A 25,448-nucleotide genomic window follows, 5' to 3' on the forward strand; every position below is an offset into this window, starting at 1 on the left:
TGCGGGCTTGCCGATGCGGAGTAGGCAGGCTGAGAAGAGTCTATGCCTGTCCGAAAGTTACAGTAAGGTACTTCTGGAAGAGATACAGCGCCGGACTTCAGCGAATACTGCCATCTGAAATCCGGCGCCGTAATGGCTCACATACAACAGGTTGTTCCCGTTAGTTAGCATTAGTGAGAGTTAGAAGTTGTATTTCAGAGCGAACTGGATGTTGCGCGCGCCTTCCGAGTGGTTAATCTGACCAATCGTGCCTGCATCCGGGTTCAGCGTGTTGATACCACCATTGCTCGGTGCATCCAGGATCGTATGGTTAAACGCATTGATGAACTCGGTGCGGAACTCGACGTTCTGCCGCTCAGTTACCTTGAAGATTTTGGTAACACTGGCATCGATGTTCTGCTCTCCGGGCCCGTAGACCGAGCTCACACTGCAGCTTCCGAAGTAGCCGGCTTTGGGTTCAGCGTACGATTTCGGATCAAACCACCGGTAGCCATAGAGACCGCTCCCAATAGTTTGTTTGTGCAGTACACGCGGTGGAGCTACACAATCCGGCCGGTTCTGGAAGGAGTTGGTGCCCGAGTGGTCGTCGTTGGAGCTAAGCGTCAACGGGAAGCCACCGCGGAAGGTCGGGATCACGCTCAACTTCCAACCGCCCACTACTGCATCGGCAACTTTGTTGATGTTGCCGCCAAACTGCCGGCCACGGCCAAAGGGCAGATCATAGATCATGTAGCCGGTGAATACGCCCTTGACGTTGTAGTAGCAGGCTCCGTTCTCGCCTGCCGGGTTGTAGGAGTTCTGCCACCAGGCGCTGGGACCGGAAGACTGGCCTCCCTCGCCAAAGAATCCCTGGGAGTTGGTCATGCAGCGCGACCACGTGTAGCTGAGTTGGTACGACATCCCGTGATTTAGGCGGCCCTGCAATTGAGTCTGCAATGCGTTGTAGTTCTGATGTGCCTCCGCGAAGGTGCCGAAGATGTATGCCAGCTGGTTCAGAACCGCAGGATTCTGCGAGAAGTACGGCGTCGGACTGACCACACCCGGCGATTGCCAGACTTTTTGCGTCAGCAGCTGTGCGTTGGTCAAGTGCGTGGTTGACTGTCCTACATAACCGACCTGGAAGGTGGCCGAGGGCGAGAGTTCCTGTTGTACGAATAAACTCCACTGGTTGGAGTGCGCCGGCTGTACATTCTTATCCCACGAGTACAGAATGGCACCTTTGTAGCAAAGGGGGTCGGCGGTCTTCAATCCGTCGATCGTGCAACCGGCTGGCACGGCGATAGGCGTAAAGCCCTGATCAAACGTCGTGGTCGGATACGAAAGGGTTTGATACGTCGCGTTGGCGGAGACCGCTCGCGGAGGGTTGCCGGGCAGGCGCAGTCCCAATCCAGTGCCCTCCATGAACGACGATAATCCGTAAGAAGCACGAACCACCGTCTTCGGCATTACCTGCCAGGCCAGGCCGACGCGCGGCTGGTAGTTGCCGTAGCCGTTATAGGAGTCGTAGAGCGCGCGGCTGTTGCCGTCCTGCCCTGGTAACTCCAGGATGCCGGTCTGCGGATCCCAGTTGGTCTGCCTGTCGTGCGCTTCGACGAAGGGTGTGTGCGTTTCGTAGCGTAGTCCAAGGTTGACGGTCAATATCCTCGTCAGCTTCCAGTCATCCTGGACGAAGCCGGCGAAGATGTTGTTCCTTTGCCCCCAGTCCGAGCCATTGCTACCGACCCCGACCGAAGTGGGCAGACCGAGCAGGAAGTTCGACTCGGGGCTACCCGAATAAATCGAACTGAAGCCAAAGCTACCTGCCTCGCCGTTGTTGCTGTTGAACAATCCATTGGTGCGGATGCGCCAGCCCTGGAAGCCGAACCGGGTGCTGTGCCTTCCATGAATCCAGCTCAGTACATCTGCGTACTGAATGGAGGTGTCGTAATAGTTAGTGACGCTGTCCTTGTTGCCGAAATTCGACACGAAGCCGCCACTGAAACCGAGCGCAGGCAGGATGCTCGACGTCAGACCGCCGATGTGGAACAAATCGCCCGCATTCCCGGCGAAGTTTGACGAAATCTGGTTCTGACCAATTTTGTCATAATTCACACCGAGGCGCGCCTCGTTCAACGTATTGGACGACAAATTGCGCGTGTAGCCGGTGACAAAGTTCCATCCCAGAAAGAGGTTGTACGGGTTATAGAGCAGGTCGAGGGAGTTGATGGTTGGGTTGGTGATATTTGCATACGAGAAGCGGCCCATGAAATGGTCTTTCTCGCTGGGAGCATAATCCAGACGACCGTCGCCTTGGTCGTCGTCCGTCTTGGTTGCAGTCGTGTAATTCGCGTTCGACTGGAGCAGGTTATTGATTGGGGTAGGGTAGTACTTCGAGTTGAGGATCGCAAGAGCCGCTGGACTCAGGCGGTCCTGCGGAATGATGTTGTCCGGGAAGGGCTGGCCGGTCAGTGGGTCGACGATTGCCTTACCCGCCGCGACCAGCTCGGAGACATCGCCTTGACGCTCCTTTGCGGTAAATACCGAAACAGTGTTCGTTGTCTTCGGGAAGTCGAAGCGCTCGGCCTCGTAGTCAGCAAAGAAGAAGAGCTTGTCGCGAATGATTGGACCGCCAATGGTGCCGCCAAACTCGTTCCAGCGCAGCTTTTGACGAGGAGTTACGTTATTCGGATTCAGCTTGTTCTGCCACTGGTTCGCGTTAAGAATATCATTCCGGAAGAATTCGAAGGCAGTGCCATGATAACCATTCGTGCCGCCCTTGATGGCAGCGCTGATAATACCGCCCATGTAGTTGCCAAAATCGGCTGGTGCATTCTGGGTGATGACCCGGAACTCCTGAATGGCGTCCGGCTGTGGCGAGAACCCAAGAAAATTGCTAGAGGCCTGGTTGTTGTCCATGCCATCGAGAAGGTAGTTGTTGGCGGTGAACCGGTTTCCGTTGATTTCGGGGCGCGCGGTTTCGCCGGAGTTTTTACCGTTCTGAAATCCCGCGGGTTGTACCGTCACCGCGCCCGGCGTTAACAGTGTCAGCTGCACGTAGTTACGGCTGGCCAACGGAAGGCCCACATTGGTGCGCGCGTCGATCACCGTCCCGACATCGGTCGTATCCGTCTGCAGCAGCGGCCCTTCGCTGGACACCTCGACGGTTTCAGTATTCTGGCCAACTGCCAGCTTGATATTGACCGCCGAAACCTGGTTGAGCTGAAGCTCAATCGGTGTTTCAACCGCAGTACTGAAGCCGGCTGCGCTTACGCGCACCTCATATCGCCCGACGGGCAGATGACTCAGGTTGTAATAACCCTGAGCGTTCGTTTTTACCGGCCAGACCGTCCCTCGATCCAGGTCGGTGGCCTTCACGTCAGCGTTTGCAACCACGTTGCCTGCTGGATCGGTGATTGTGCCATTGATCGTGGCGGTCACTGTTTGCGCTATCAGTCGAACTGACTGCGAACAGATTGCCAGTATGAAAATGCTCAGCGTCAGAACGGCGGAAAATTTGAATTTCAGGGGGGGTGTCTCTGTCCGCATGTCTCTTATCCTCCTCAAATTTTGTGTGACTGGTTTGGCCTTTTTAGCGTTTCCGTGGTATCTCAGTTCTGCATTGCGGAATTCTTTTTTGCATTGCGGACAAAGCTACCTGAAACCGCATTGCACTGTCAAGCCCCCACATGAGAGGGTTTCAATATGAAAAAGGCATCCACTGCGATGAGTTCTACGCTGCGTTGCCTCAAGGTGCTGGAGCTTCTTGCGGATGAACCGTTTGAGCTGTCCTTTACTGAACTCGCAGCGCGCCTTGATGTGCCTAAAGCTTCCGCTCATCGTCTCTGCACCACTTTGATCGAGGCCAACCTGATCACTCAGGAACCGGTGACGCGCCGTTATATGCTTAGCAGCCATGCCCTTTGGATAGGGTCCGGCTACCTTCGTCACTCAAGCCTCTACCGTGCAGCGTTCTTTCCCATGCGCGAACTCGCGCGTCAGTTTCCAGGCACAGTGCAGCTTGGCGTTTTGGATGAGGACTACGTGCTGTTCATTCACTCGGTCGGCTATGCCGGCGCTCCCGATTCATTTGCCGACGTCGGGCTGAGGCGGCCGCTGAACGCCACCGCTTCGGGCAAGATCTTCCTCGCAGACATGCCCTCGGATGAAGTGGACCGCATCATGTCCAAGTGCACGGAGAAGTACACAAGCAGCACCATCACTTCGGCTACCCGCATGAAGCAGGAGATTGCGCAGGTCAAGAAAGTGCGCTACGCACGTAATGTTGAGGAGCTTCTTCCCGGCTACTGGGTAGTGGCAGCAGGCGTCTATGGCCAGGACGAGTCTCCGTCAGCCGCGATCAGCATTACGCTTCCACTTTCGGAGATCACGCCGGAGCAGGAGACGGCGATAGCCGCTCAAGTCAAGGACGCAGCCCGCAAGGCTTCGTTGCAATTGGGCCATACCGGGATGGCACGTGGCATGGTGTCGTGGCCCTGAACGTACGCTGTCCGGGCTGACCGGCAAATCGACAGGCACATTGACGGGCTGGGTAAACAGTGGTGCATAGTAGATCGTGATGCAATTGAGCATAAGCCACCTTGGATACCTGCCATCCAGCCCCAAGCTTCTCACCCTGCTGGCTGGAGTGGATGAAGGCCTTCCTGACGCGATTCCTTTTTTTATCCGTCAGAACTGCCTGCGCATGAAGCGCGACGTGGCTGCCGAAAACGGGTTCTCAGAGCGGTTCCCTGCGCCTTACGACCTTCTGCGCGGCAAGCTCACAGCAGACAGCGGAACGCCCGTCCTGTATCGGGGCGAGTTGAAAAAGGCCCCTACATGCTGGGGGCCAATGTGGCAGGCAGATTTCAGCGAATTCGACTGCCCGGGAAGTTATCAGATCGAAACCGACGGGCAGGTTTCAGTTCCGTTCGCCATCCACGAGCGGGTATACGACCGCATTATCTCCGGCTATCTAACCTTTCTGCGCGCCCAGCGATGCGGCTGTGCCATCTTTGGCGTGCATGATGCCTGCCACCTCGACGATGGGGTTCTTGATCGCGACGGGTCAACATGGCCAGCCACCGGAGGCTGGCATGACGCTGGAGACTTTCGCAAATGGCTAGCGTTTACGCTCTATCACGTAGAAGCACTGCTGACGGTGCGCGAGTCGGTGGGGGAGGACCTGGACCGTGGAGGTGTTCTAGCTGATTCCCTGCTTGAGGAAGTTGCGTGGGGCAACCGCTTCTTCCATCGCATGATCACATCCGATGGCCAGGTCTATGAGGATGTGGCAGGCGGCTCGGCGCCCGCCGGCAGTAATCTCGCGTATGAAAACGACTGGTGGTTCGAAAATCATCCTGGCTGCTATGGCGATGCCAGCGACAATCGCTGGACGGACAACGTTCCCAATTCGGGCGATGAGCGCAAGGTTCGGACGACATTCAATCCACTCGTCCAATGGGCGTTTGTTCACGTGCAGGCCCGGGCTTCGAAACATCTGCCGGCCCCGCAATCCGATACGTGTCTGCGGCTGGCCCGCCTAGCTGCTTCTTTCGCACAGCGTCAGCAGTATCCCCGACGAACTCTTTTCGTGGCAGCGGAACTGCGCGGCAACCTGGAGTTGCTGGCCGCGGGAGATGAAACCATCGACCAGAATAGGATCATAGCGAACGCACAAGAATTGCTGCGTCGACAGGCTAACGTGCCAGAGGGCCTCTCAGGCTACTTCACTGAGGCCGACAACAGCGATGCGTATCGTTCAATCGCGTTTGCCGCGGACCCAGCGCTGGCCCTTCTCCGTTTCTGGGAGCTGCGTTCGTTGTTCGCCGATGCGTCTGTGGCAGCCCTGGCTCAGCGGGCGGTATTCGCGTATATCGACAAGTACATCCTCGCTGACAGCGCCGGTAATCCGTTTGGCCTCACGCCCTACGGGGTCTACTTCGATCCGCCTCATCAGGACCGGCAGGTATTTCGCGATGCCGGGAACGCTTGCGGCGTGCGAACCTTTATCCATCCATTCAACTCCCAGGGAATCGCGCACGGCACCAGTTCCGTGCTCATGAGCCATGCTCATCTGCTGGCCCAGGCTGCATCGCTCTTCAACCAGCCAACGTGGCGCGCAGCCGCGGAACGCCTCCTACACTGGTGCCTGGGCCACAATACGCTCAACCGCTCGCTTTTTTCCGGCATCGGCTACCGGCAGCCGGTGGGATACTCCTATCGCATTCCGCAGCTCCCCGAGGCGATGTTCGTCGGCTTCATCGGGCGCCCCGATGACTCTCCATATCTAGAAGAGTCCACTGCGATCGAATGGAACACGCTCGAGTATTGGAGCGTGCCCTACCTGCACGCCGCGCAGGCAGCTTGCTGGCTAAGAACCTGAGCCCCGAGGGCGGATCTCGTTCGCAGCTCGTTCGCAGCTCGATCGCAGCTTGACAGCGACAGGCTGGCGGCATATGCTTGGTCCGTCATTCAAACCACGTGTTCGCATTCCGAAACTTAAGACCGAATTTGCCTCCGTCAGCAGATGTATCCACCGATTTCAACCCCGGTCAACACAGTTTCTTCTCAAGCCATGATCCGAATCGACTCCGAGCAGCAACTTAATCGACTCTTAGTTCAACCAAGCGAAGCCGACATCGCCTTTGCGCGCCAGCTTCAGGGTGACACCGTCATTCTCGGTGCCGGAGGCAAGATGGGGCCGACCTTGGCGCAGCGGCTTCGGCTGGCGCTGGAGGGGGCCGGGCGCAAATCGCGCGTTCTAGCCGTCTCCCGGTTCAGCTCGCCTGAAGCGCGGCGCGAACTGGAGGAGGCGGGCGTAGAGACACTCTCCTGCGACCTCCTCGAACCCGATGCAGTCAGCGCTCTTCCTCAGGTCGAAAACGTCTACTTTCTCGCTGGCCGCAAGTTCGGTTCCGCTGGCGACCCGGATCTGACCTGGGCGATGAACACCCTGGTGCCCGCAAATGTGGCACGGCATTACCGCGAGTCTCGCATTGTCGCCTTCTCCACCGGCAACGTGTACCCGTTCGTTTCGCCAGAGCAAGGCGGTTGCGTTGAGTCGGATGCGACCAGCCCAATCGGCGAATATGCGCAGTCCTGCCTGGGTCGCGAAAGAGTCTTCGAGTTTTACTCCAAGAAATTCAACACGCCCTGTCTGCTCTACCGGCTCAACTATGCAATCGACCTTCGCTACGGTGTGCTGGTCGACATAGCCCGGCAGGTTTACGAAGGCAAGCCGGTCGATATCTCAGTTCCCGCGGTGAATGTGCTGTGGCAGGGCGATGCCAACTCTTATGCGCTGCGGGCGCTGGAGCTTTGCTCCTCACCGGCACGGATTCTCAATGTCACCGGTCCGGAGACGATTCAGGTACTGCGTGCGGCACAGTTCTTTGCCACGCGTTTCGGGAGCGAGTTACAGATTAAGGGTGAATCGAAGGGAATTGCACTCCTCAATAACGCCAGTGCCTGCCATGCTGCACTGGGCTATCCATCCTTCTCCGCCGCGGAGTTGATGGAATTAGTCGCGCACTGGATCGAAGCAGGCGGGGCAAGCCTCGACAAAGCTACAAAATTCCAGATCACCGATGGAAGGTTCTGATGGGTGACGCCACTCAGCAATTCCGCGCATTGCTTCAGCAAGGTCTCGTCATCCCCGCGCATCCATTGGCCCTGACCGAAGACCGCAAGCTGGATGAACGCCGTCAACGGGCTTTGACACGCTACTATTGCGACGCCGGCAGCGGAGGCGTCGCCGTCGGTGTGCACACCACCCAGTTCTCGATTCGCGATCCCCAGGTGGGCCTCTTCGAGCCCGTGCTGGAGCTGGCGCTGGAAGAAGTTCGTGCTTTCGAAAAACGATCGGGCAAGACCTTAGCTAAAATCGGTGGCGTCTGCGGAGAGACTGCGGTTGCCTGCGCCGAGGCGGCCACGCTGCGGCGGCTGGGCTATGACGGAGGACTCCTCAGCCTGGCGGCACTCTCCGACGCATCAAACGAAGTTCTGATCGAGCATTGCCGCGAAGTCGGCGAAATTCTCCCAGTGATCGGCTTCTACCTGCAACCGGCTGTGGGCGGCAGGCCATTGAACGCCGAATTCTGGAAAAAGTTTGTCGAGATCGAATCCGTAGTAGCCATTAAGGTAGCCTCGTTTGACCGGTACCAGACCATGGAAGTGCTGCGCGCCGTCGCGCACAGCGGCCGCGGCTCGGAGATCGCTCTCTATACCGGCAACGACGACAACATCGTCGCCGATCTTCTGACCGAGTTTCGTTTCGGCGACAGAACCGCGCACTTCGTCGGAGGCCTGCTTGGTCAATGGGCGGTATGGACCAGGCGCGCCATCGAGCTGCTTCAGTCCGTTCAGGAAGCCAAGCAGAGTGGCGCCGGCACAGCCACCGTACTAGCCCGCGGTGCCGAAGTGACAGATGCCAATGCCGCGATCTTCGACGCCATTCACGAATTTCACGGCTGCATCCCGGGCATTCACGAAGTGTTGCGGAGGCAGGGACTGCTGGCCGGCCGCTGGTGTCTCGACCCCGATGAGGTGCTGTCCCCCGGGCAACTGGAAGAGATCAATCGCGTCTATGCGGCGTATCCTTTGCTCAACGACGATCAGTTCGTGGCCGAACATCTCGACCGCTGGCTGTCGTAGCGGATCGTTTCGAATACAAGGCTGCAGGGTAGTGCCAAATTCAAGCTATTCCATGTTGGATTGACCTGGTCCAGGCTCGCAGGTGATATGAACGAGAAAAACATCGCGACCATCGCTCTCAAGGATCGATATCCGGACCTGCAAGCGGTGCTGCTCGATGCGGCCCACTGGGTCAAGGCAGCGGCAGATCAAGGCGCCGACCTGGCGGTGCTGCCAGAGACGATCAACCTGCTTCACCACGCAGAAGCCGGCGCTCCACTGGAACATTACGCACTCGAGGATTGGCCCGCGGAGACGAAGTTGTTGCGCGATGCAGCCATCGAGGCCGGCATCTCGCTCGTGCTGCCGCTGCTGGTGCACGAAGCAGGCGCTCTCGCAAACCGCTTCTACGTGTTGGGCAGAGATGGCGCGGAACTCGGCTTCTATCAGAAGCGTGTCCCGGCCTGCGGCGAACAACTCGCGGGCGTCGCACCTGGAGCCACGTCACCCATACTCTGGGAGGGCCTTCGCATCGGAGGAGGCATCTGCATCGACGTCTATTTCCCGCATCAGGTGTTTACTCCGCAGGCGGAAGCGGGCGTGGATCTCTTCATCCTTCCCAGCATGACGCCAGGGGGAAGCCTGCTCGACGCCAGCGCGCTCACCTACGGTGTTCCATGTGTCTTCGCATACTCGCCGTGGAGCCGCATCCTCGATCGCGATGGAAAGCAACTCGCCGCCGGGGGCTACCGGTCGGAGACGCTGCGCGCCGGCTTTGACACGCCGCTGCAGCAGGCCACCATCAACTTCAACGCCGTAACCCTGTTCCCTGACTTCAACCAGGACAAGCTGCGCGATGTGCAGCAACACTACGGGAAAAAAGTGCGGCTGCGCTTTGACCAATCCAACTGCGTCTTCCTGCTGGAATCGCGATCGGCAGATCTCTCCGTTGCCGAGATCATGAGCGAGTTCGAACTGGTTTCCAGGCGCGACTACCTCGCCGGTCTGGTTGCTTCCTCTAATGAAGCAACAGGAACTCCCCAGGCATCGCTGAAGGGGTGCAGATCGTGAACGCTGCACCCCCGGATCGCAACAAACCTCTGCGTGTAGCCGTCATCGGCTGCGGCTCCGTAGCGCGCGCGCAGCATATCCCCAACATTGTTCGATCCGCACGCATGACTCTGCACACCTGTGTCGACACGAGTCAAGCCGTGTTGGCCGAGTGCCGCGACGTGTTTGGCGCCCTGCACACACGCAAGGATTTCGAGGGCGCCATCGCAGATCCAGAAGTCGACATGATCTGCCTCGCCACCACGGAAAAGCTGCGTCTTTCGGTGATCGCACTCGCAGCCAGCGCCGGCAAGCCTGTGTACGTAGAAAAGCCACTCGCCACAACGCTGAAAGAGATGCGGGAGATCCAGGCAGTCGTTAATGCGTCCGGCATTCCCTTCTGTGTTGGTCATAATCGTCGCGCCAGTCCCGCCATGGTGGATGCCCAGCGAATCTTTCGCGAACACATTACCCATCCCCAACCCAGCCCCTGGCGTTGGCGGCGGGAGGGCGAAATGTTGCCTTCTCTACCCGATGAAGGTGTGCCTTCCGTCTCAGTGCGGATCAACGATGACTGGCACAGCTGGAAAGGCTGGGTCTTCGACAAAACCCAGGCGCCGCACGGCCCGATGCTCTTCGAGATGACTCACTTCACCGATGTCTGCAACTGGTTTCTTGCCGACGATCCGGTGGAAGTGACGGCAGTAGAAACCGGCATGTTAAACCTCGCAGTCATCGTGCGCTATCGCAGCGGCGCATTGGCCACCATCGTGATCGGCAGCAACGGAACCATGGGCTACTGCAAAGAACTCTATGAATTCATGGGTAACGGCGGCTATCTCGCAGTCGATCACATGCTGGAAGTGCGCACAGCCGGAATCACCGGGGCGCCTGCTTCGATCACTTACCCCATGATTCAGGATCGTCACCCCCACATCGGCATGGAGGGCGGCATCTCAGGCTGGCTGGCCAAGAAGCGCGCCGCCTGCGAAGAAGCTGCAAGAGCCAATGATCCGCTTCTGCAATTCACCGCTGAGCCGGATAAAGGCCACGCCCATGCGCTGGAACGCTTTGTCACCCAGATCCTCGACAACGGTCCCGAAGTCTGCGGTGTGAATGCCGCTGTTCTCGCCACACAGGTTGCATTCGCGGCCATCCAGTCAGCTCGCGAAAAGCGCCCGGTCCGGCTCGACGAAATCGGCGATGAGCCGCCGATGAAAGAAGCGTTGTTCATTCAACCCTGAGGAGCGCCATGTACGGATGTATTGGAACGATGGCAACGCATCACGACCGCCCCTCATATGAGAAGGCGCGAAGGCGAACCATTTCGCTTGCGCTAATCTCACTTCTCTTCACGCTGATCTGTGCGTTCTTCGCTATCCAGGGAAGCGCACAGAAAACACAGGCAGTGAACTACGCCGCCAAGGTCAATCCATTCGTCGGCACAGGTGGCGATCCCGACGATGGCATCGATCTCTTCCCCGGTGCCGCAAGACCCTTCGGCATGGTGCAGCTCAGCCCCGATACCGAAGATCACGGCTTTGGCTATGAATACATTCACAAGTGGATCAAAGGTTTCAGCATGACCCACATGAGCGGTGCGGGATGCGCCAATGAAGGAGACGTCTTCTTTACCGCGACGACTGGGCTTGTCGTTACGCAGGCCGCCGATTATCAGTCCCCGTATTCGCATAAGAGAGAGCAAGCCTCTCCCGGCTACTACCAGGTGCAATTGCTGCAATGGGGAATCAACGCCGAACTGACCTCCACCGAGCGCACTGGCTCTGCACGCTTCACTTTCCCCGCCGGCAAGAGCGCAAATATCCTCGTTCCTATCAGCCACACGCTCAATGAAACCGCCTCGGCTGAAATTCGAGTGGTTGGAGATCGTCGCATCGAAGGCATCGTCGAAGACCACGGCTTCTGCAGCAAGAAGCAGACCTACAAGGTCTATTTTGTGATGAAGTTCAGCCGTCCGTTCAACTCCTTCGGAGTGTGGACGGGAGATCAGTATGGAGGCGAAGGAAAGGTCGCGTCTGGTGAGCGCGCCGCAGCACAGAGCAGCCACGAGGGAACAACCGGAGCGTACGCAAGTTGGGCCTCTGAGCCGCACGAGCAAGTGATCACAGCATCGATCGGAATTTCCTATGTGGATGTCAAAGGCGCAGCCCACAACCTAGAAGCCGAAGCAGCGGGTCAGGATTTCGATGCCATTCACCAGGAAGCAGAAGATGCGTGGAACAAGGAGTTGGGGCTCATCGAAGTATCCGGCGGCTCAGCTCAAAATCAACGCGTGTTTTACACCGCGCTCTACCACAGCATGCTCATGCCATCGCTCTTCGACGACGCCGACGGACGCTATCGTGGCTTCGACGGCGCGACTCACACACAGCCCAATGGCCATCACATCTATACCAACTTCTCCGGCTGGGATATCTACCGCAGTGAGATGCCGCTGCTTGCCATGATTGAGCCGCAACGTATGCAGGACATGGCGCAGTCGATTGTGTTGATGTACGAGCACGGCGGCTGGATCGACCGTTGGCCGCAAATCAATCTCTACACCAATGACATGGTGGGCAGCCCGCTCTCCATTGTCATCGCGACAGCATGGCTCGACGGACTCCATGGCTTCGACATCGACAAGGCCTGGGAAGGCATGTTGAAAGACGTCACGGAAGCGCCTCCCCCTGGAAAACCGTATCTCGGTGAAGAGGGCATCGATTGGTTGAACAAGCTGCACTATCTTCCCGCCGACAAGGTTACCTACGGTTCGGTCGCAAGGACACAGGAGCATTCCCTCGCCTGCGCCGCACTCTATCGTCTCGCGCAATCGCTCGGCAAGGCCGCGGAAGCGAAGCAGATGTACGACCGCGCTCTCTACCATCGGAACCTGTTCAACCCTGACGACCGATTCTTCAGGCCGCGCAATGCCGATGGCTCCTGGGCACCTGACTTCAATCCAGCTCTCGATGGCCACGGCTTTGTCGAGGGCACAGGCTGGCACTACCAGTCCTTCGCGCCTGCCGACCTGCATTGGCTGGTGAACGCCGTTGGTAAGGACCAGTTCAACGCACGCATGACAGAGTTCTTTCAATATCCGGAGCCCGGCTGGTACGCGCAATACTACAACCCCTACAACGAAAACGATATGCACGCTCCCTTCGTCTTTCACTTCTCCGGGCAGCCCTGGCAAACGCAGCACGTGGTCCGCAGAGTGCTCCGCGAAAATTACTTCGATGCTCCCGACGGCATACCCGGAAACGATGATGGAGGCGCCATGTCATCGTGGGCAGTCATGACGATGATGGGCATCTACAGCGTTGATCCGGCGAGCCTGGCATACGAACTTGTAAGCCCGTCTTTCAAGAAGATTGTGATTCACCTAAGTAAGCCATATCCGAGCGCAAACTTCACTATCACCACTACCGATGCCCCGGATGCCAATCCATACATTCAACGCACGCTTCTCAACGAACGCCAGCTTACTCGCAATTGGATTGGCTTCAGCGATATCACCTCTGGCGGCACGTTGCATTTAGAGCTCGGCTCCGCGCCCAACAAACAATGGGGATCGGCGCCGGAAGATTCGCCGCCTTCACTAACCGGCCCGAAGTAAGCGTGGCAACCCGCATTGACCACTCAACTCGTCACTCCTGCACTCCGCCTGCGATGCGAAGAAAGCGCTACACAAAATTGAAAGAGTACTGACCACGATGAGACGACGCACCTTCCTTGAGTTAGCGGCACTGGGGATGGCAAGCAGCCTGACTCCAGGAGCGATTGCAGAAGCGCTGTCCTCTTCGGGCACTGACAGCAAGAATCCCTCTCCGGTGCAGACTCCAATTGACACCTACGGCTCAGGAAATTTTGGCTTTTGGGAGCGTGATCCACATGGGCTGCCTTCCTATCGCTACACCTGCGATCAGCTTACGGATCCGCGTGCCGTGCAGCCTGTCGATAAGACATGGCGGTACCCCACCGACCATATGCACCAGATTGGAAATGACCGGCTTGTTGCCATCGCCTCCAACTATGGTCATGTGCAGGTTCGCCAGGACGAGGGCAGCCCCAAGTTTCTCAACGACTATCACCCGGAGAAGGACTGTTATGGCGGGGGCATCGGCTTTCTTGCTGACGAGGGCCTTGTGCTGAGCACGCAATACAGCGGCGCGACCAAAGAATTCGAGCGGGTCTTCGGCATGGGTTATCTTCGGAAGCAAGTTACCGTCGGCTCGTATTCAGTGGATCAGGTCATCTTTGCTCCATATGGAGATGACCCCGTACTAGTTTCGCAAGTTACCATCACGAACCGGTCGAAGAATACTGTAAGACCACGCTGGGTGGAGTATTGGGGATGCAACAACCATCAGTTCTCCTACCGCGCACTCATGGAATCCGCCGCGCTCGCTGGCTCACCTAACGCGGTTGAACGACGCCGCGATCTCTCCGGCCAATTCTCGCATCGTTTTGAAAAAATCAGCCACGGCAGAGGGCTGCTGGAGAAACAAACATTCCTCGGACGCGCACCAGAGGAAGAGCAGGCATGGCAGCAGACACAGGCTTCGCTCAAGGACAAGCCGACTGGATTTTTCAGCGGACCTACTCCTCCTCTGCCACAAGGCACCAGCATGGAGGACCTTTGTCCTCCAGCAACATTCCTGGTTTCGCTTGATGCCCCGGCCGACGCGTACGCGACTGATGGCCCACAGTTCTTTCGCGGCAGCGTTGCGTACCCTCAAGGCATTGCTGCGCCACTCGATAACGACCTCAGTGCGCACGGGCCGGAGAGTGCCTTCTTGCTGGAGCGCCGGCTTATTCTCCAGCCGGGCGAGAGCCACACTCTCTATTTTCTCTATGGCTATCTGCCCGATGGCTTCTCCGTTGATGCTCTTGTTGCCGAGTACGCTGCCGAGCCCGCAACGCTCTGGTCGCGAAGCAGTGCTCAATGGAAGGCGAGCACAGCACCAATGTTTCGTGCCGAAGCGCATCCATGGATTGAGCGCGAGGCTCAATGGAGCAGCTACTACCTCCGCAGCGGCTTTACCTACGACAGCTTCTTTCGCGAGCACATTCTTTCCCAAGGCGCGGGATACCAGTATCTGGCTGGACTGCAATGCGCGGCACGCGATCCGCTGCAACATGTTCTGCCACTGATCTTCACCGATCCCCACCTTGTTCGCGGCGTCCTGCGCTACACGCTCAAGGAAATCCAGCCAGACGGCACCGTACCCTATGGCATCGTGGGCGCTGGCGTGCCCGCTCCGTGCGTCTACAAGCCGAGCGACCTGCACCTCTGGCTCCTCTGGGTGGCCAGCGAGTATGTTCTTGCGACGCGGGACCGCGATTTCCTTCACGAACGTATACCGCCTTATCCGCGACAGAATTTGCAACCCGGCTACCCCACAGTTCTCGATCTTCTCCAACGCTCTTTCGTTCATCTCATAACCAAGATCGGCGTTGGAAAGCACGGTCTACTGAGACTGTTCAATGGCGACTGGAACGACAGCATCGTGTACACGCACCTCACTCCGGAGCAACAACAGAAAGTGCTTAGTGAGGGGGAAAGCGTTTTGAACGCTGCCATGGCAGCCTATGTCTTCGATTACTTTGCAACCATGCTCGACGGCAGCGAGCGCGCTGAATTCGCTACTAAGGTCCGCGTACAGGCTGCGGCGCAACGTCATGCAGTCCAGCAGCAGTGGTACGAGCGATGGTACCGGCGTGCGTGGCTGAGCGAAGAGTCCGGGTGGATGGGAGAAAAGCAGATGTGGCTGGAGCCACAACCTTGGGCTCTGATCGGCGGCTGCGTATCACCGGAGAAGATCACCTCATTCGTCACAACCATCGACGAGCTAACGCGGAAGCCCTCTCCCATTGGAGCGATCCTGCAGAGCCAGCCCGACCCCACCATGAAAGATGAGCCAGGCACGGGGACCAATGCCGGTATCTTCGCCGCTATTAACGGCACGCTGATCTGGGCACTCTCACAAATCAATGGAGAAATGGCGTGGGATGAATGGTTGAAGAACACACTCGCGCACCATGCCGAAACGTACCCCGATATGTGGTTTGGGATCTGGAGCGGCCCGGATGCGTATCACTCCGTCTTCTCGAAGTATCCTGGCGGCACCGGTCCGGATTTCCCGGTGTTGAACATGCACGCGCATGCGTGGCCGCTCTATACAGCAGCAAAACTGCTGGGCACCGAGTTTCTCCGCCAGGGCATACGTTTCAAGCCTGCTATTCCTCTTAATACATACGAGTTCAACTCGCCACTCCTGGGATTCAAGAAGGACTCGAACGGATATTCCGGCTGGTACGCACCGACCACGCCAGGGCGTTGGGAGATTGAAATTGAACTTCCAGATCAAGAGCTCGCTCGGCTTAAACTCATCACCGTCAACGGTGTGCGAGCAAACCAGACCTCCAACGGGGGGCGAATCCGCTTCAGTGGTGAGAGTACAGCATTTCGAGAATTGGAGTGGAGTATGACCTAACTTTGAAAAGCTGCCAAGTCAATAGGCGCAATGGGCTACTTGTCGACTTGTGCACGGCAACAGCCAGAATAGACTTGCCGCTTGGTTCAGGCCTAAATAATCAACCTAGGTCTGCGGGATTCAGGTTCGGCTGAACGGTATGGCTGAGAAGGAATAATGGGAGTCGATAGTCCGATACTGCCTCACGAATGTGCGGGCAACCACTCGCATTGTCAAGAAGTAAACCTTTCTGGCCGAAGACCCCGGACAAGACCTGGAAATGCCACAGACGAGAACATCTGAGAAATTGGTGACGAAGCAAGTGCAAATCCTGGCACTCATTGGCGCTATCGAGGGCATTCCAATTCAGCGACATTCTCGGAACTCGGCGTGTGCAGACCAACGGTTCAGAAGTCATCGAAGAGACCTGCAAGGGCCTGCCCTTTTGTGACGGTCTCAACTGGACCCACACTGCGCTCAGTTCGGCCCCATCCGAAAGGCGTTTGACTATCAAACGGTGAAGCCGCAAAGCGAGGCCTATGGAGAGTATGTGATCCAACAAGCCCATTAACTCGCAGAGAAGTATCATCCTGCCCTACTGGCCTGGTTTTACTCCGCCCTTGACAGGGAGGAGGTGGCTGTAACGTATTGATTTATTGTCTCCTCAGGTAGGACTCGAACCTACAACCCTTCGGTTAACAGAGCACTCATCAGGCGTGGAAAGCACATGTTTTCAACGGAGTAGAGGGGAGCCGAAGGGACGATTTGGAGCCTCTATGGCGCGCAATTCGTCGAAAAACTCGGCGAAGTAGCAGAGCATTCGGCAAGAAATAGGGTGAGCGCTGGCTGAAGCACAGGTTTGTGAAGTGCCGCTGTTTACTGGTCAGAGTGCAGGGTTGCCCGATGCATTTTCCATTGATCAGGGAGCCACGTGGTGAGTTGGCTAATGGGCATGGCAGGTAAGTTGACGAGCAATTGGGTGAGGTAAAGCTGCGGGTCGATATTATGGCGGCGGCAGGTGCTTGTCAGGCTGGCCAGGATGGCAGCTGTTCTTCCGCCGCGCGCGTTGCCCACGAAGAGGGAGTTCTTGCGGTTGAGTACGACGCGTTTGATTTCGCGCTCGCTGATGTTGTTGTCGATGGGCACGGCGCCATCGGACGAGAACACGGAGAGTTCCTGCCATAGGCTGAGGGCGTAGTTGATCGCTTCGGCCATGGGATGCTTGGGCAACAACTGCTCTTTCCATGCGAGCATCTTCTCGCGAATCTCGGCTAACAGCGGCTTCGACTGCTTCTGGCGCACCTCGAGCCTGTTTTCAGCAGACAGATCCGCAGCCTGCTTCTCGACAGCGTATAGCGCGCGCACCATCTCGATGGCCTGACGCGCGATCTCAGGCGCAGCCTTCTCCGCTTCGATCACTTTGCGCCGCCAGTGCGCCCAACATCCTGCGCGGGTGATCTGATTGCCGGCCACTACGCCGTTGTATCCGCCATAGGCATCTGCCAGAAGCACCTGTCTGTAATCCTTGAGGAAATACTTCGGTCCGTCGCGGCCGCGGCTCAACGTGAAGTGGAAGAGGTTGTAGGGATGAGCATCGTCACCCACATACACCCAGATGCGCGCATTGGATGTCTTGCCGCTGCCGAGCATCGGCATGATGGTATCGTCGGTAGCGACCACGTGCGAAGCGCGAACCCGCTCAGCCATCAACTCATACAACGGCTCGACCAGATCGGCTACATCGCCGCACCAGACCGATTGCGTAGCGCGCGAGATCTCGAAGCCCTGGCGCGCGAAGATGTCTTCCAACCTGTACAGCGGAAGGTAATCAGAGAACTTGCTGGTGACGATGAAGGCCAGCAGATCGGGGGCGGCCATGCCCTTCTCGATGGCCGCATCCGGCTTGACTGCGGTCTCCATCTGCGGGCTGTCGCCGTTGATCTCGCACGATGGGCAGGCATACTTCTTGCGCACATGATGGAGGCGCTCGAAGTGGCCGGGAAGATACTCCACCTGCCAGCTCTCTTCGGCGCCGATCTCCTTGCGTTCAACTCCGCAGCAAGGGCAGGCGCGCTGCTCCGCGCTCAACTCGTACACGTGTTTGGTGACAGGAAGATTTTCGAAGTTGGCAAGGTGCCGCCGGCCCTTGCGCCGCTTCACTCGCCGCAGTTGCTCCTGCGGTTCGGAATGTGCTGGAACATCTTCGGGGTTGACCGGCTTGCGATCCACTTCCCCGGCGAAGTTCAACAGCAACTGCGCAAGACCGTCGGCGCTCTGGAGTTGATCCGCGCGCGGGCCCGTAGTACTGCTTCTTGTAGCGATCCAGCTCCACCTGCAGGCGAAGGTTCTCGATGTGCAGATCGTTGGCGCGCTGCTTTTCCGCGTCCCGTTCACGCAGCAGCGCGGCCACCAGGGCCTTCAGCGCATCGTTATCTTCAGGTAAGTTCGATAGCGCCACAGAGAGCACGATTAAGTTATGCCATAATTTTCTGCGGATAACTCAGGACGCGATCGTCTCTCTGTTGTTTTCTCTGGTTCGCTCATAGCGCGGCACGCGCTTCAGCTTCGTCATGTCGATTCCATCGAGGATCATCGCCAACTCGCTGGCACGCAACTCTACCGAGCAGGCTCCTTCCTTCATGCGCGGCAGTTTGAACAGGCCGGCCTCGAGCCGCTTGTACCAGAGCACGTAGCCATCGCGATCCCACATGAGAATCTTCAGCCTCTCGCCACGACGCGAGCGAAATACGAACAGATGACCGCTGAGCGGATCCTGACTGATGACTGCCTTCACACGCTCCGCAAGCCGATCAAACCCACATCGCATATCGGTCGCTTCAGCGGCCAGCCAGATCCGCGTTGCCTGCGATCCATCAAGCGACCGCAGACTCGGCAGCCCGATCATGGCTCGCTCTCCAATACCAACAGCAAGGCACGCAAATGGTTCGCATCGAAGCCGCGCTCAACAACAACGCTGTGGCCACCCCGCAGCCTGACCTCAATCGCACTCCCTGGTTGTGGCAGTTGCGGCGCAGCCTCTGGGACCGGCGACACTGCGACCTCTACAAACGCCGGCGCATCAGAATCACGCAATCGCTTCTTCCACTCATAGAACTGCCAAGCACGCAGACCGCGTTCACCACAGAACGCTGCCACGCTCTTGCCACTGCTGCTCTGCTCCGATACCAACTCCCGCCACTTCGCTCCTGCTTCATCCTGTCCAGCTCGCATGCCATAACCATGATGCAATCCTGAATGCAAAGCAAGATGCGGTTTACATACCGCTCACGAAATAGGCAACTCGCCCGTTCTTCGCCGAACTTCGCCGAAACCTCATAGATCCGGTCAGTGATTCATTGATGATCTGACCCCCAGCCGCTTCTGAAAACCTGGTCGTGGACAGAACGGCTCTCATCAAATCTCTTCTCTTGTGATCCCAGTTTGGATGACTAAGCGAAGCTGCGCGCTGTTCTCGATAGACAAAGTCGTTCCGACGACATTTGGCTCACTCAGCTAGAACGAGTCGTAAGACGGCACGTGGATCTTTACCCTTGGACGGAAATATCCCAAGAAGCTCATATCCAAACCCAACATCGAAAAACTCTCTGCCTCGGTGGTCTGGTCCTTGGACTGCGTTGGGACTCGTGTGCTCGTTGGCAGAGGTCGCGACTTGTGGAGAAGGCCATGCGAGTCTACGAGCCCGAGTCATCCAAAAGGAAAGCTGAGATGCTTTCCCACCTGCTGATGCTTTCTCGTTCTCAGCACCGAACGTTGATTCGGCGAAAGCCCAGCTCGATACGGCCCTGCTCAACCTGAGCTACTGCCACATCGTGGCCCCGGTCGACGGGATCGTGAATCAGCGCAGTGGGGAAGTAGGGGCCAGAATCTCGCAAGGGCAACAGCTTATCGTCGTGGTTCAGATCGACAATGTCTGGACTACCGCGAACTTCAAGGAGACACAATTGAAAAAAATGCACGTCGGCCAACGTGTGACAATCGACGTGGATTCGCTCGGCGACTCTTTTGAAGGCCAGATCGAAAATATGCCGGCCGCGACCGGAGATAGATCGAGCCTATTTCCGCCCGAAAATGCAACCGGCAACTACGTCAAAATCGTGCAGCGGCTCCCAGTGCGGATACGGTTCAACCCCAATCAACGGGACCTCGATAAACTGCGACCTGGCGAGTCCGTCGAGCCTTAAGTTCACCTGGATTGACGACAGACGATTGCACCAGGAGAAAACCCTGCCTTGCCAACCGCCGCGATATGCCACCATTTCCGTGCCGTACGGCGAAGCGCATCCGTAAGAAATTATCGTTATTTGTGAGTTCAAGTCTCGATCAGATCTCGCTTACTCGATAATCCTATGCCGCACTCATCCGTGGACAGTGTCTGCGTGTTCTCTCGTTGGAAGTAATTGGGGCTGATCCCGATCTTCATCTGATCGATGTATAACTGTAAAATAGTACTTCGGCGTGTTGGCGAGCGCAGGAGAGAGCCTTGGAAGTTCTGGAGTTCTGGGAAATCTTTGTACGCGATTTGTACGGAAGATTTGAAAATTGCGGCATTCCTTGCAATGCTGACATTATCAGAATCAGCAAGTTGATTGTTTTCAACATTGATGTCGGGTTCGACTCCCGCCGCCTCCACCAGTAAATAGTTGAAAATAGAGCATTTAGTCTATTTAGGTTTACCGTATAATTCCGCCGCCTCCACAATTGAGCCAATCATAAGATCTGATCTGTCAAGAGAAGACCGCGTAGTTGATCATCTCTCACGTCCGCTTGGAAATTAATTCCTGGCTTGTTGGCGCAGTGAAATTTAGGCCTGAATTACTAGATCCCTCAGGTTTTTGGTTTGGCTGAAGGGTCCGCTCGCCAATTCTCGTTATAGAAAGCAAGTGCCTTTGGCAGGACAGGTCCATTGTTTCCCGTTTACCAGCTTTCCTCATTGATATCAAGGTCACCATTTCAATCGATCGGGGAAGCTGCGTTCCAGCATTATTGACAGAAAGGAAGCCAACATGAACCGGACTAAGGGGTTTACTGCCGGAGCCATTGTCGCCGCAGGCCTGCTCTCCCGACCGCTTGCAACTTTCACTCCACGTTCCAGCCCTGATCTCGCCATGGCGAAGAGTATCCTCCCAGCAAACTCCGTTGGCGACTCCGGAGAGGGCCCGTGGCTGGCCTCGTGCAAGTACTGGGAACCGATGCGGGGCCTTCCAGCCCCGGAAAGCAGCACGAATGAAAGCGCCGACAACCTTTCGTTCTCCATGCAATCCATAGATGGCAATATCAACTGGACAACGCAGGCCCAGGCAAAGCAAGAGACCGCAAAGTGCCCCTCTGCCGAAGCTAGAACGACAACCCAGAAAGCCATGGCTCGCTGGGGAATTCCAGCCGTCCTCTTGAATGCAACACCTGGCGCTGCCGATACTACCTCAACGAACCCTCCTCCGCCAGGCTCGACGAACCCTGAGAAACCTGGCCAGGCCGGACATCTTGGCGCTTCCGAGGCACCCATCCACGCGATAATCGCCATCGTCTCCGACCCCGTACACACCCATCTCGCTCTCGATTTCGATCGCGAGATCGACGCTCTCACCCACGCCGCTGGCGACAATAGGTATGTTCCCAGCTACTACTGGCTCCCTTGGAAAATTCCGGCAACCGGCCTCCATCGCAAAGAATCTGAGGATCAGGACGAAGCGAAGGAGGAGCCGTCCGTCAACCGCCAACCGGGCTTGATCCTATTCAAACGCGTACCGGATCTTGACGCTGACACCGAGCTCCACAGCGCGATCCCCTCCACGATCTACCTGTTTCTAGTGGCAGAAACTCCGACTCTGGGAGTCAACGGAGCTCAGCTGCAGAATGCCCTGCAGTATGAGAAAGATCTCGAAAATGAATTCCAAGCGAAATTATTATTTTCATTCAAGAGTCAGACCGTGTCGATCATCGGTCCCAATAACTCCGGCTCCGCCGAATCCCTCTGGAGGAGTATCCAAGCAGACCGCGACAATTCGAAGAGCGTACTCCACGGGAGGTCAGTCGATATCGCAGGCAGCACTCAGACTGAACTGGCAGCCAACATCCTGACCTATCACACTCCCTCAAGCCCTTTGGCCAACACTCCTCCCCCACCCTACGTCTCCTATCACTCTTTTGGGGACAACGCCGCTTTTCAATCCGACACTCTGCTCGCGGCACTGGCTTGCTCTGGATATCGGCTGGATCGCGTCGCGATTCTTAACGAGGACTCGACCGTCTTCGGGGATCAGAGTACCCCCACCCCGAAGGATTCAGGCCAAGTTAAACAAGCCTTGAATTGCCCTCTGCCGCAGGCACATTCAAACCTCAAACCCTTCGTCATCCGCTTCCCGCGCGAAATATCGCTGCTCCGCAATGCTCATGACCGTTCCTCTGAATCCGGCGGCACATCGGAAAAAGACAAGCCCGCGCCAACTCCGTTCCTGCACCTCAATCTCCGCGATCCCGGCGCAAGCGACAGCATTCCTCAGTTCTCCCCGGAACATACGCCTCTCTCCCAGGAGGCGCAACTGATGTCTATTAGCCGCTACCTGATCCGCCGTCGCACACAGTTCATCTTCATAAATGCAACAAACGTTCTCGATCGTATCTACCTCGCTCAATTCCTGCATCGAGCTGTTCCCGAGGCACGCCTCGTCACAGTCGGCGGAGACTGGCTCTTCGATCGAGAAACCGAAAACCAGCCCTACATCGGCACACTTACGGTGAGCGCGTATAGTCTTCTCAACCCCACACCTTCAAACAACGACTCTCGCGTCTTCAGGGCATTCACCGACTCCCCAGCCGAGGCCTACTACAACGCAGCCAGCTACACGTTCTGGGATCCGCAGAAGAGCGGTGCAATTGCCCTCGCGAACTATCGCAGCCTCTTCCTTCAAGATCAGACTCTGCATACACCGCTCTGGGCCACCGTGGTCGGTACTGACGGCTATTACCCACTGGGTCTGCTTTCGAATTGCGCCAGCGATTCCAGCGGAATCCTTCCATGGATCGACGCCTCATCTAAAATGTCGCAATCGTTCTTGCCTTGCACCGGGCAATCGGCCGCCTCCGAGCCGAGGCAAGGCCTCGGAATCCGCCTGGGATGGCTCGTTGATTTCGACGATCAACACTACTCCAAGCGTCCATACCGTGCTCCCGCACTCAGCTGGTGGGTCCTCTGCATTCTCATCACCCTCCTCTCCTGCACCCATGCCTGTGCCATCTACTTCCCCAGGTACTGGTCGCCGTGGACACGCGACTTGGCCATCGCTGAAGGAGACAAACGTCATCGCCGCGCAATGTACATCTTCATCGGAACCGTCATGCTCTTCTGCATGGCGTTCGTCACCGCTTACCCGGCTATCCCCAGCTTCCGAGTCATTCATCCCAACTGGCCAACGCTCACTTGCTGCCTGTGCACAGTCTTAGCCGCCCTCGCCTCGCTCATCGTTACCGTATGCAAGATCCATACCTATCTCGGTATCCAGAACGTGACGAAGGAAAAGCAATGCGCAGCAAAAGGGGTTGAGCTCCCGCGTCTTTGGCTGGTAAAGAACGCTGCTCTCCTCTTCAATACCGTGAGTGCGCTTGCTCTCCTAGTCATTCCGGCCATCTGGATCTACACCTGCAGCGCAGAAACCATCAACCAACAGCACAGTTTCGTAGGACCATTTTTCAGTTATCGCTGCCTCTATCCCGGAAGCGGTGTCTCCCCGCTCTTGCCAGTCCTCCTCATCCTCTTCAGCTGGTACGTCTGGGCTATCTGCCAATGTCTGCGGCTCAGATTCTCAACACTGAACCGCCCGGTTCTCCCCGGCGAACTTACCGGCCAGTTCTCCTGGCGGCTCTACGTCAGCGACAATCAGATCACCAGCTGCCAAGGACCCGCGGATAGCTGTCTCCAATCCAATATCACCTCTCTTCTCATCACTCATCAGGTCCTTGCGCGTCTCTGGCCCAATCGCAAATGGTCGCCATTCCTTCTACTCGCCAGTCTCTACAGTGCCATATTTCTGGTGCTCATCTTTGGCCTCAAATTCTCCGGCGTCGACCGCTTCCTTTGGCAAACCGGCGGGTGGCCCACGCCTTTTGAATTCCTGGTTTGTCTCCTCGCCTTCCCGCTCATGATGATCGGCCTCTCAGGCTGGCTACGAATCATCCTCATCTGGAGCTCGCTTCGCCGCGGTGTCCTTGAGTTGCTCGAACAGCTTCCACTGCGCTACGCGTTTACCCGTCTCAAAGGCGTCGGCTGGATGAACATGATGCGCCAAGGCGGCCTCGTCGAACAATGGCAGGACATGGCCCGCTCCACCGAGTCCCTCCGCCAGATGATCCACGACACCGAGCTTCAGACGAACTTCCAACCGCGACCTGGCTTCGCTTTCAGCGATCTGCTCGCAACCTTCGTCAGCCTCAATGAAATCATCCGTCAGGTACTGCTCATCTACTCTGGTCAGATTCCCTCGATCGGCGCTGGCCCCGCCCTTGCGCCCGTCTCCGCGCCGGCTTCTGCATCCGAAGCTCTGCCTGACACAACCGCTCAAGCCGTCAGAATGATCTTGCCTGCCTACGAAGGCCGACGCGTGGATATCAACGATCCTCAGTGCGCCCTGTACCTCATGCACAATATCGAAGAGTGCTACGCCAAGGCCTGCGAAATCCTCCTCAGCGGTGTCCTCATTCCCTACTGGGAGGAAAAACGCATCGGGGTGGTCGAAGGCAATGAGCTGAACGAGCTCCCTATAAGAGCTAGCGCCGTCGCTCCGGAAGAAACTGAATCCAAACACCCACGTACGCCCCTCCAGCTCCACACCTCCACCGTCGCCGAAGAACCGGCTTACATCCGCGTCGCCGAAGAGTTCCTCGCCATACGCTACGTCTCCTTGATCAGGGCAGTGCTGGTCAACTTGCGTAGGCTGCTGATCTTCGTCAGCGCCGTCTTTGTCCTCACCATTATTGCCTGGAACTCCTATCCATTCCAGCCTCGGCAATGGATAGACGAAGCATTCACCGCGCTCCTGATTCTCATTGGCGGAGGCGTCCTCTGGGTATTCGCACAGATGCACCGTAACCCCATTCTCAGCCGTATCACCGATACCAACGCCAATGAGCTGGGATTCGATTTCTACTTGCGCATCATTACTTTTGGAAGCGTCCCTGTACTCACTTGGCTCGCCTATCAATTCCCGGAAGTCGGCGGCAGCCTCTTTCGCATCCTCGAGCCTGGCCTCGATCTCTTCAAATAGCAGCTGCAATGACCAAGCCGACTAGTCTGAA

Annotated in this window: 14 protein-coding genes; 10 read left to right on the plus strand and 4 right to left on the minus strand. The window is 57.1% G+C overall.

Translation table 11 applies throughout. From position 1 onward, the window contains the following. Window positions 1-180 precede the first annotated feature (180 nt). Entirely contained in the window at window positions 181-3,417 is a 3,237-nt protein-coding gene (locus tag AC5S27_RS18485) for a TonB-dependent receptor (protein WP_493936033.1), read from the minus strand. A gap of 264 nt (window positions 3,418-3,681) precedes the next feature. Between AC5S27_RS18485 and AC5S27_RS18490 the strand changes: the two genes are divergently transcribed. The 8 genes from AC5S27_RS18490 (at window position 3,682) to AC5S27_RS18525 (ending at window position 16,160) form a co-directional block, all read left to right on the plus strand. Then, complete coding sequence (locus tag AC5S27_RS18490; protein ID WP_493936034.1) at window positions 3,682-4,476, plus strand: IclR family transcriptional regulator; 795 nt, start codon at window positions 3,682-3,684, stop codon at window positions 4,474-4,476. Window positions 4,477-4,555: 79 nt separating this feature from the next. Further along, window positions 4,556-6,361: a glycoside hydrolase family 9 protein gene (locus AC5S27_RS18495; protein ID WP_493936035.1), complete on the plus strand. Its 1,806-nt coding sequence runs from the start codon at window positions 4,556-4,558 to the stop codon at window positions 6,359-6,361. A gap of 192 nt (window positions 6,362-6,553) precedes the next feature. Continuing rightward, entirely contained in the window at window positions 6,554-7,579 is a 1,026-nt protein-coding gene (locus tag AC5S27_RS18500) for an NAD-dependent epimerase/dehydratase family protein (protein WP_493936036.1), read from the plus strand. Next, window positions 7,579-8,631, plus strand: a complete 1,053-nt coding sequence (locus AC5S27_RS18505; protein ID WP_493936037.1) for a dihydrodipicolinate synthase family protein — start codon at window positions 7,579-7,581, stop codon at window positions 8,629-8,631. Before AC5S27_RS18500 ends, AC5S27_RS18505 begins: the two co-directional genes overlap by 1 nt. 87 nt (window positions 8,632-8,718) lie before the next feature. Beyond that, window positions 8,719-9,681 (plus strand): carbon-nitrogen hydrolase family protein, encoded by a 963-nt coding sequence (locus AC5S27_RS18510; protein ID WP_493936038.1) that lies wholly within the window; start codon window positions 8,719-8,721, stop codon window positions 9,679-9,681. Then, the gene (locus AC5S27_RS18515) at window positions 9,678-10,904 is read left to right on the plus strand and encodes a Gfo/Idh/MocA family oxidoreductase (protein ID WP_493936039.1); all 1,227 of its coding nucleotides are present in this window, start codon (window positions 9,678-9,680) and stop codon (window positions 10,902-10,904) included. Before AC5S27_RS18510 ends, AC5S27_RS18515 begins: the two co-directional genes overlap by 4 nt. A gap of 8 nt (window positions 10,905-10,912) precedes the next feature. Next, a complete protein-coding gene (locus tag AC5S27_RS18520) occupies window positions 10,913-13,279 on the plus strand; it encodes a GH92 family glycosyl hydrolase (RefSeq protein WP_493936040.1) in 2,367 nt (788 codons plus the stop codon). Between the two features lie 97 nt (window positions 13,280-13,376). Then, window positions 13,377-16,160, plus strand: a complete 2,784-nt coding sequence (locus AC5S27_RS18525; RefSeq protein WP_493936041.1) for a GH36-type glycosyl hydrolase domain-containing protein — start codon at window positions 13,377-13,379, stop codon at window positions 16,158-16,160. An 855-nt stretch (window positions 16,161-17,015) separates the two neighbouring features. Here AC5S27_RS18525 and tnpC read toward each other — a convergent pair. From tnpC to tnpA, 3 genes are all read right to left on the minus strand, one after another. Further along, window positions 17,016-18,386 (minus strand): IS66 family transposase, encoded by a 1,371-nt coding sequence (gene tnpC, locus AC5S27_RS18530; RefSeq protein WP_493936042.1) that lies wholly within the window; start codon window positions 18,384-18,386, stop codon window positions 17,016-17,018. Window positions 18,387-18,639: 253 nt separating this feature from the next. Next, window positions 18,640-19,044 (minus strand): IS66 family insertion sequence element accessory protein TnpB, encoded by a 405-nt coding sequence (tnpB, locus tag AC5S27_RS18535; RefSeq protein WP_493936043.1) that lies wholly within the window; start codon window positions 19,042-19,044, stop codon window positions 18,640-18,642. Further along, entirely contained in the window at window positions 19,041-19,370 is a 330-nt protein-coding gene (gene tnpA, locus AC5S27_RS18540) for an IS66 family insertion sequence element accessory protein TnpA (RefSeq protein WP_493936044.1), read from the minus strand. The genes tnpB and tnpA overlap by 4 nt, the downstream gene beginning before the upstream one ends. 599 nt (window positions 19,371-19,969) lie before the next feature. Here tnpA and AC5S27_RS18545 point away from each other — a divergent pair. Both AC5S27_RS18545 and AC5S27_RS18550 read left to right on the plus strand, forming a co-directional pair. Beyond that, the gene (locus AC5S27_RS18545; RefSeq protein ID WP_493936045.1) at window positions 19,970-20,341 is read left to right on the plus strand and encodes an HlyD family secretion protein; all 372 of its coding nucleotides are present in this window, start codon (window positions 19,970-19,972) and stop codon (window positions 20,339-20,341) included. 822 nt (window positions 20,342-21,163) lie between these two features. After that, the gene (locus AC5S27_RS18550; RefSeq protein WP_493936046.1) at window positions 21,164-25,417 is read left to right on the plus strand and encodes a hypothetical protein; all 4,254 of its coding nucleotides are present in this window, start codon (window positions 21,164-21,166) and stop codon (window positions 25,415-25,417) included. The last annotated feature ends 31 nt before the right edge of the window (window positions 25,418-25,448 follow it).

The organism is Acidicapsa borealis, from assembly GCF_059115245.1.

Bases quoted from the DNA above. Each gene is read 5' to 3' on its own strand.
- AC5S27_RS18490 (WP_493936034.1), top strand. From the start codon at position 3,682: ATGAAAAAGGCATCCACTGCGATGAGTTCTACGCTGCGTTGCCTCAAG.
- AC5S27_RS18495 (WP_493936035.1), top strand. From the start codon at position 4,556: ATGCAATTGAGCATAAGCCACCTTGGATACCTGCCATCCAGCCCCAAG.
- AC5S27_RS18500 (WP_493936036.1), top strand. From the start codon at position 6,554: ATGATCCGAATCGACTCCGAGCAGCAACTTAATCGACTCTTAGTTCAA.
- AC5S27_RS18505 (WP_493936037.1), top strand. From the start codon at position 7,579: ATGGGTGACGCCACTCAGCAATTCCGCGCATTGCTTCAGCAAGGTCTC.
- AC5S27_RS18510 (WP_493936038.1), top strand. From the start codon at position 8,719: ATGAACGAGAAAAACATCGCGACCATCGCTCTCAAGGATCGATATCCG.
- AC5S27_RS18520 (WP_493936040.1), top strand. From the start codon at position 10,913: ATGTACGGATGTATTGGAACGATGGCAACGCATCACGACCGCCCCTCA.
- AC5S27_RS18525 (WP_493936041.1), top strand. From the start codon at position 13,377: ATGAGACGACGCACCTTCCTTGAGTTAGCGGCACTGGGGATGGCAAGC.
- tnpB (WP_493936043.1), bottom strand. From the start codon at position 19,044: ATGATCGGGCTGCCGAGTCTGCGGTCGCTTGATGGATCGCAGGCAACG.
- tnpA (WP_493936044.1), bottom strand. From the start codon at position 19,370: ATGCGAGCTGGACAGGATGAAGCAGGAGCGAAGTGGCGGGAGTTGGTA.
- AC5S27_RS18550 (WP_493936046.1), top strand. From the start codon at position 21,164: ATGAACCGGACTAAGGGGTTTACTGCCGGAGCCATTGTCGCCGCAGGC.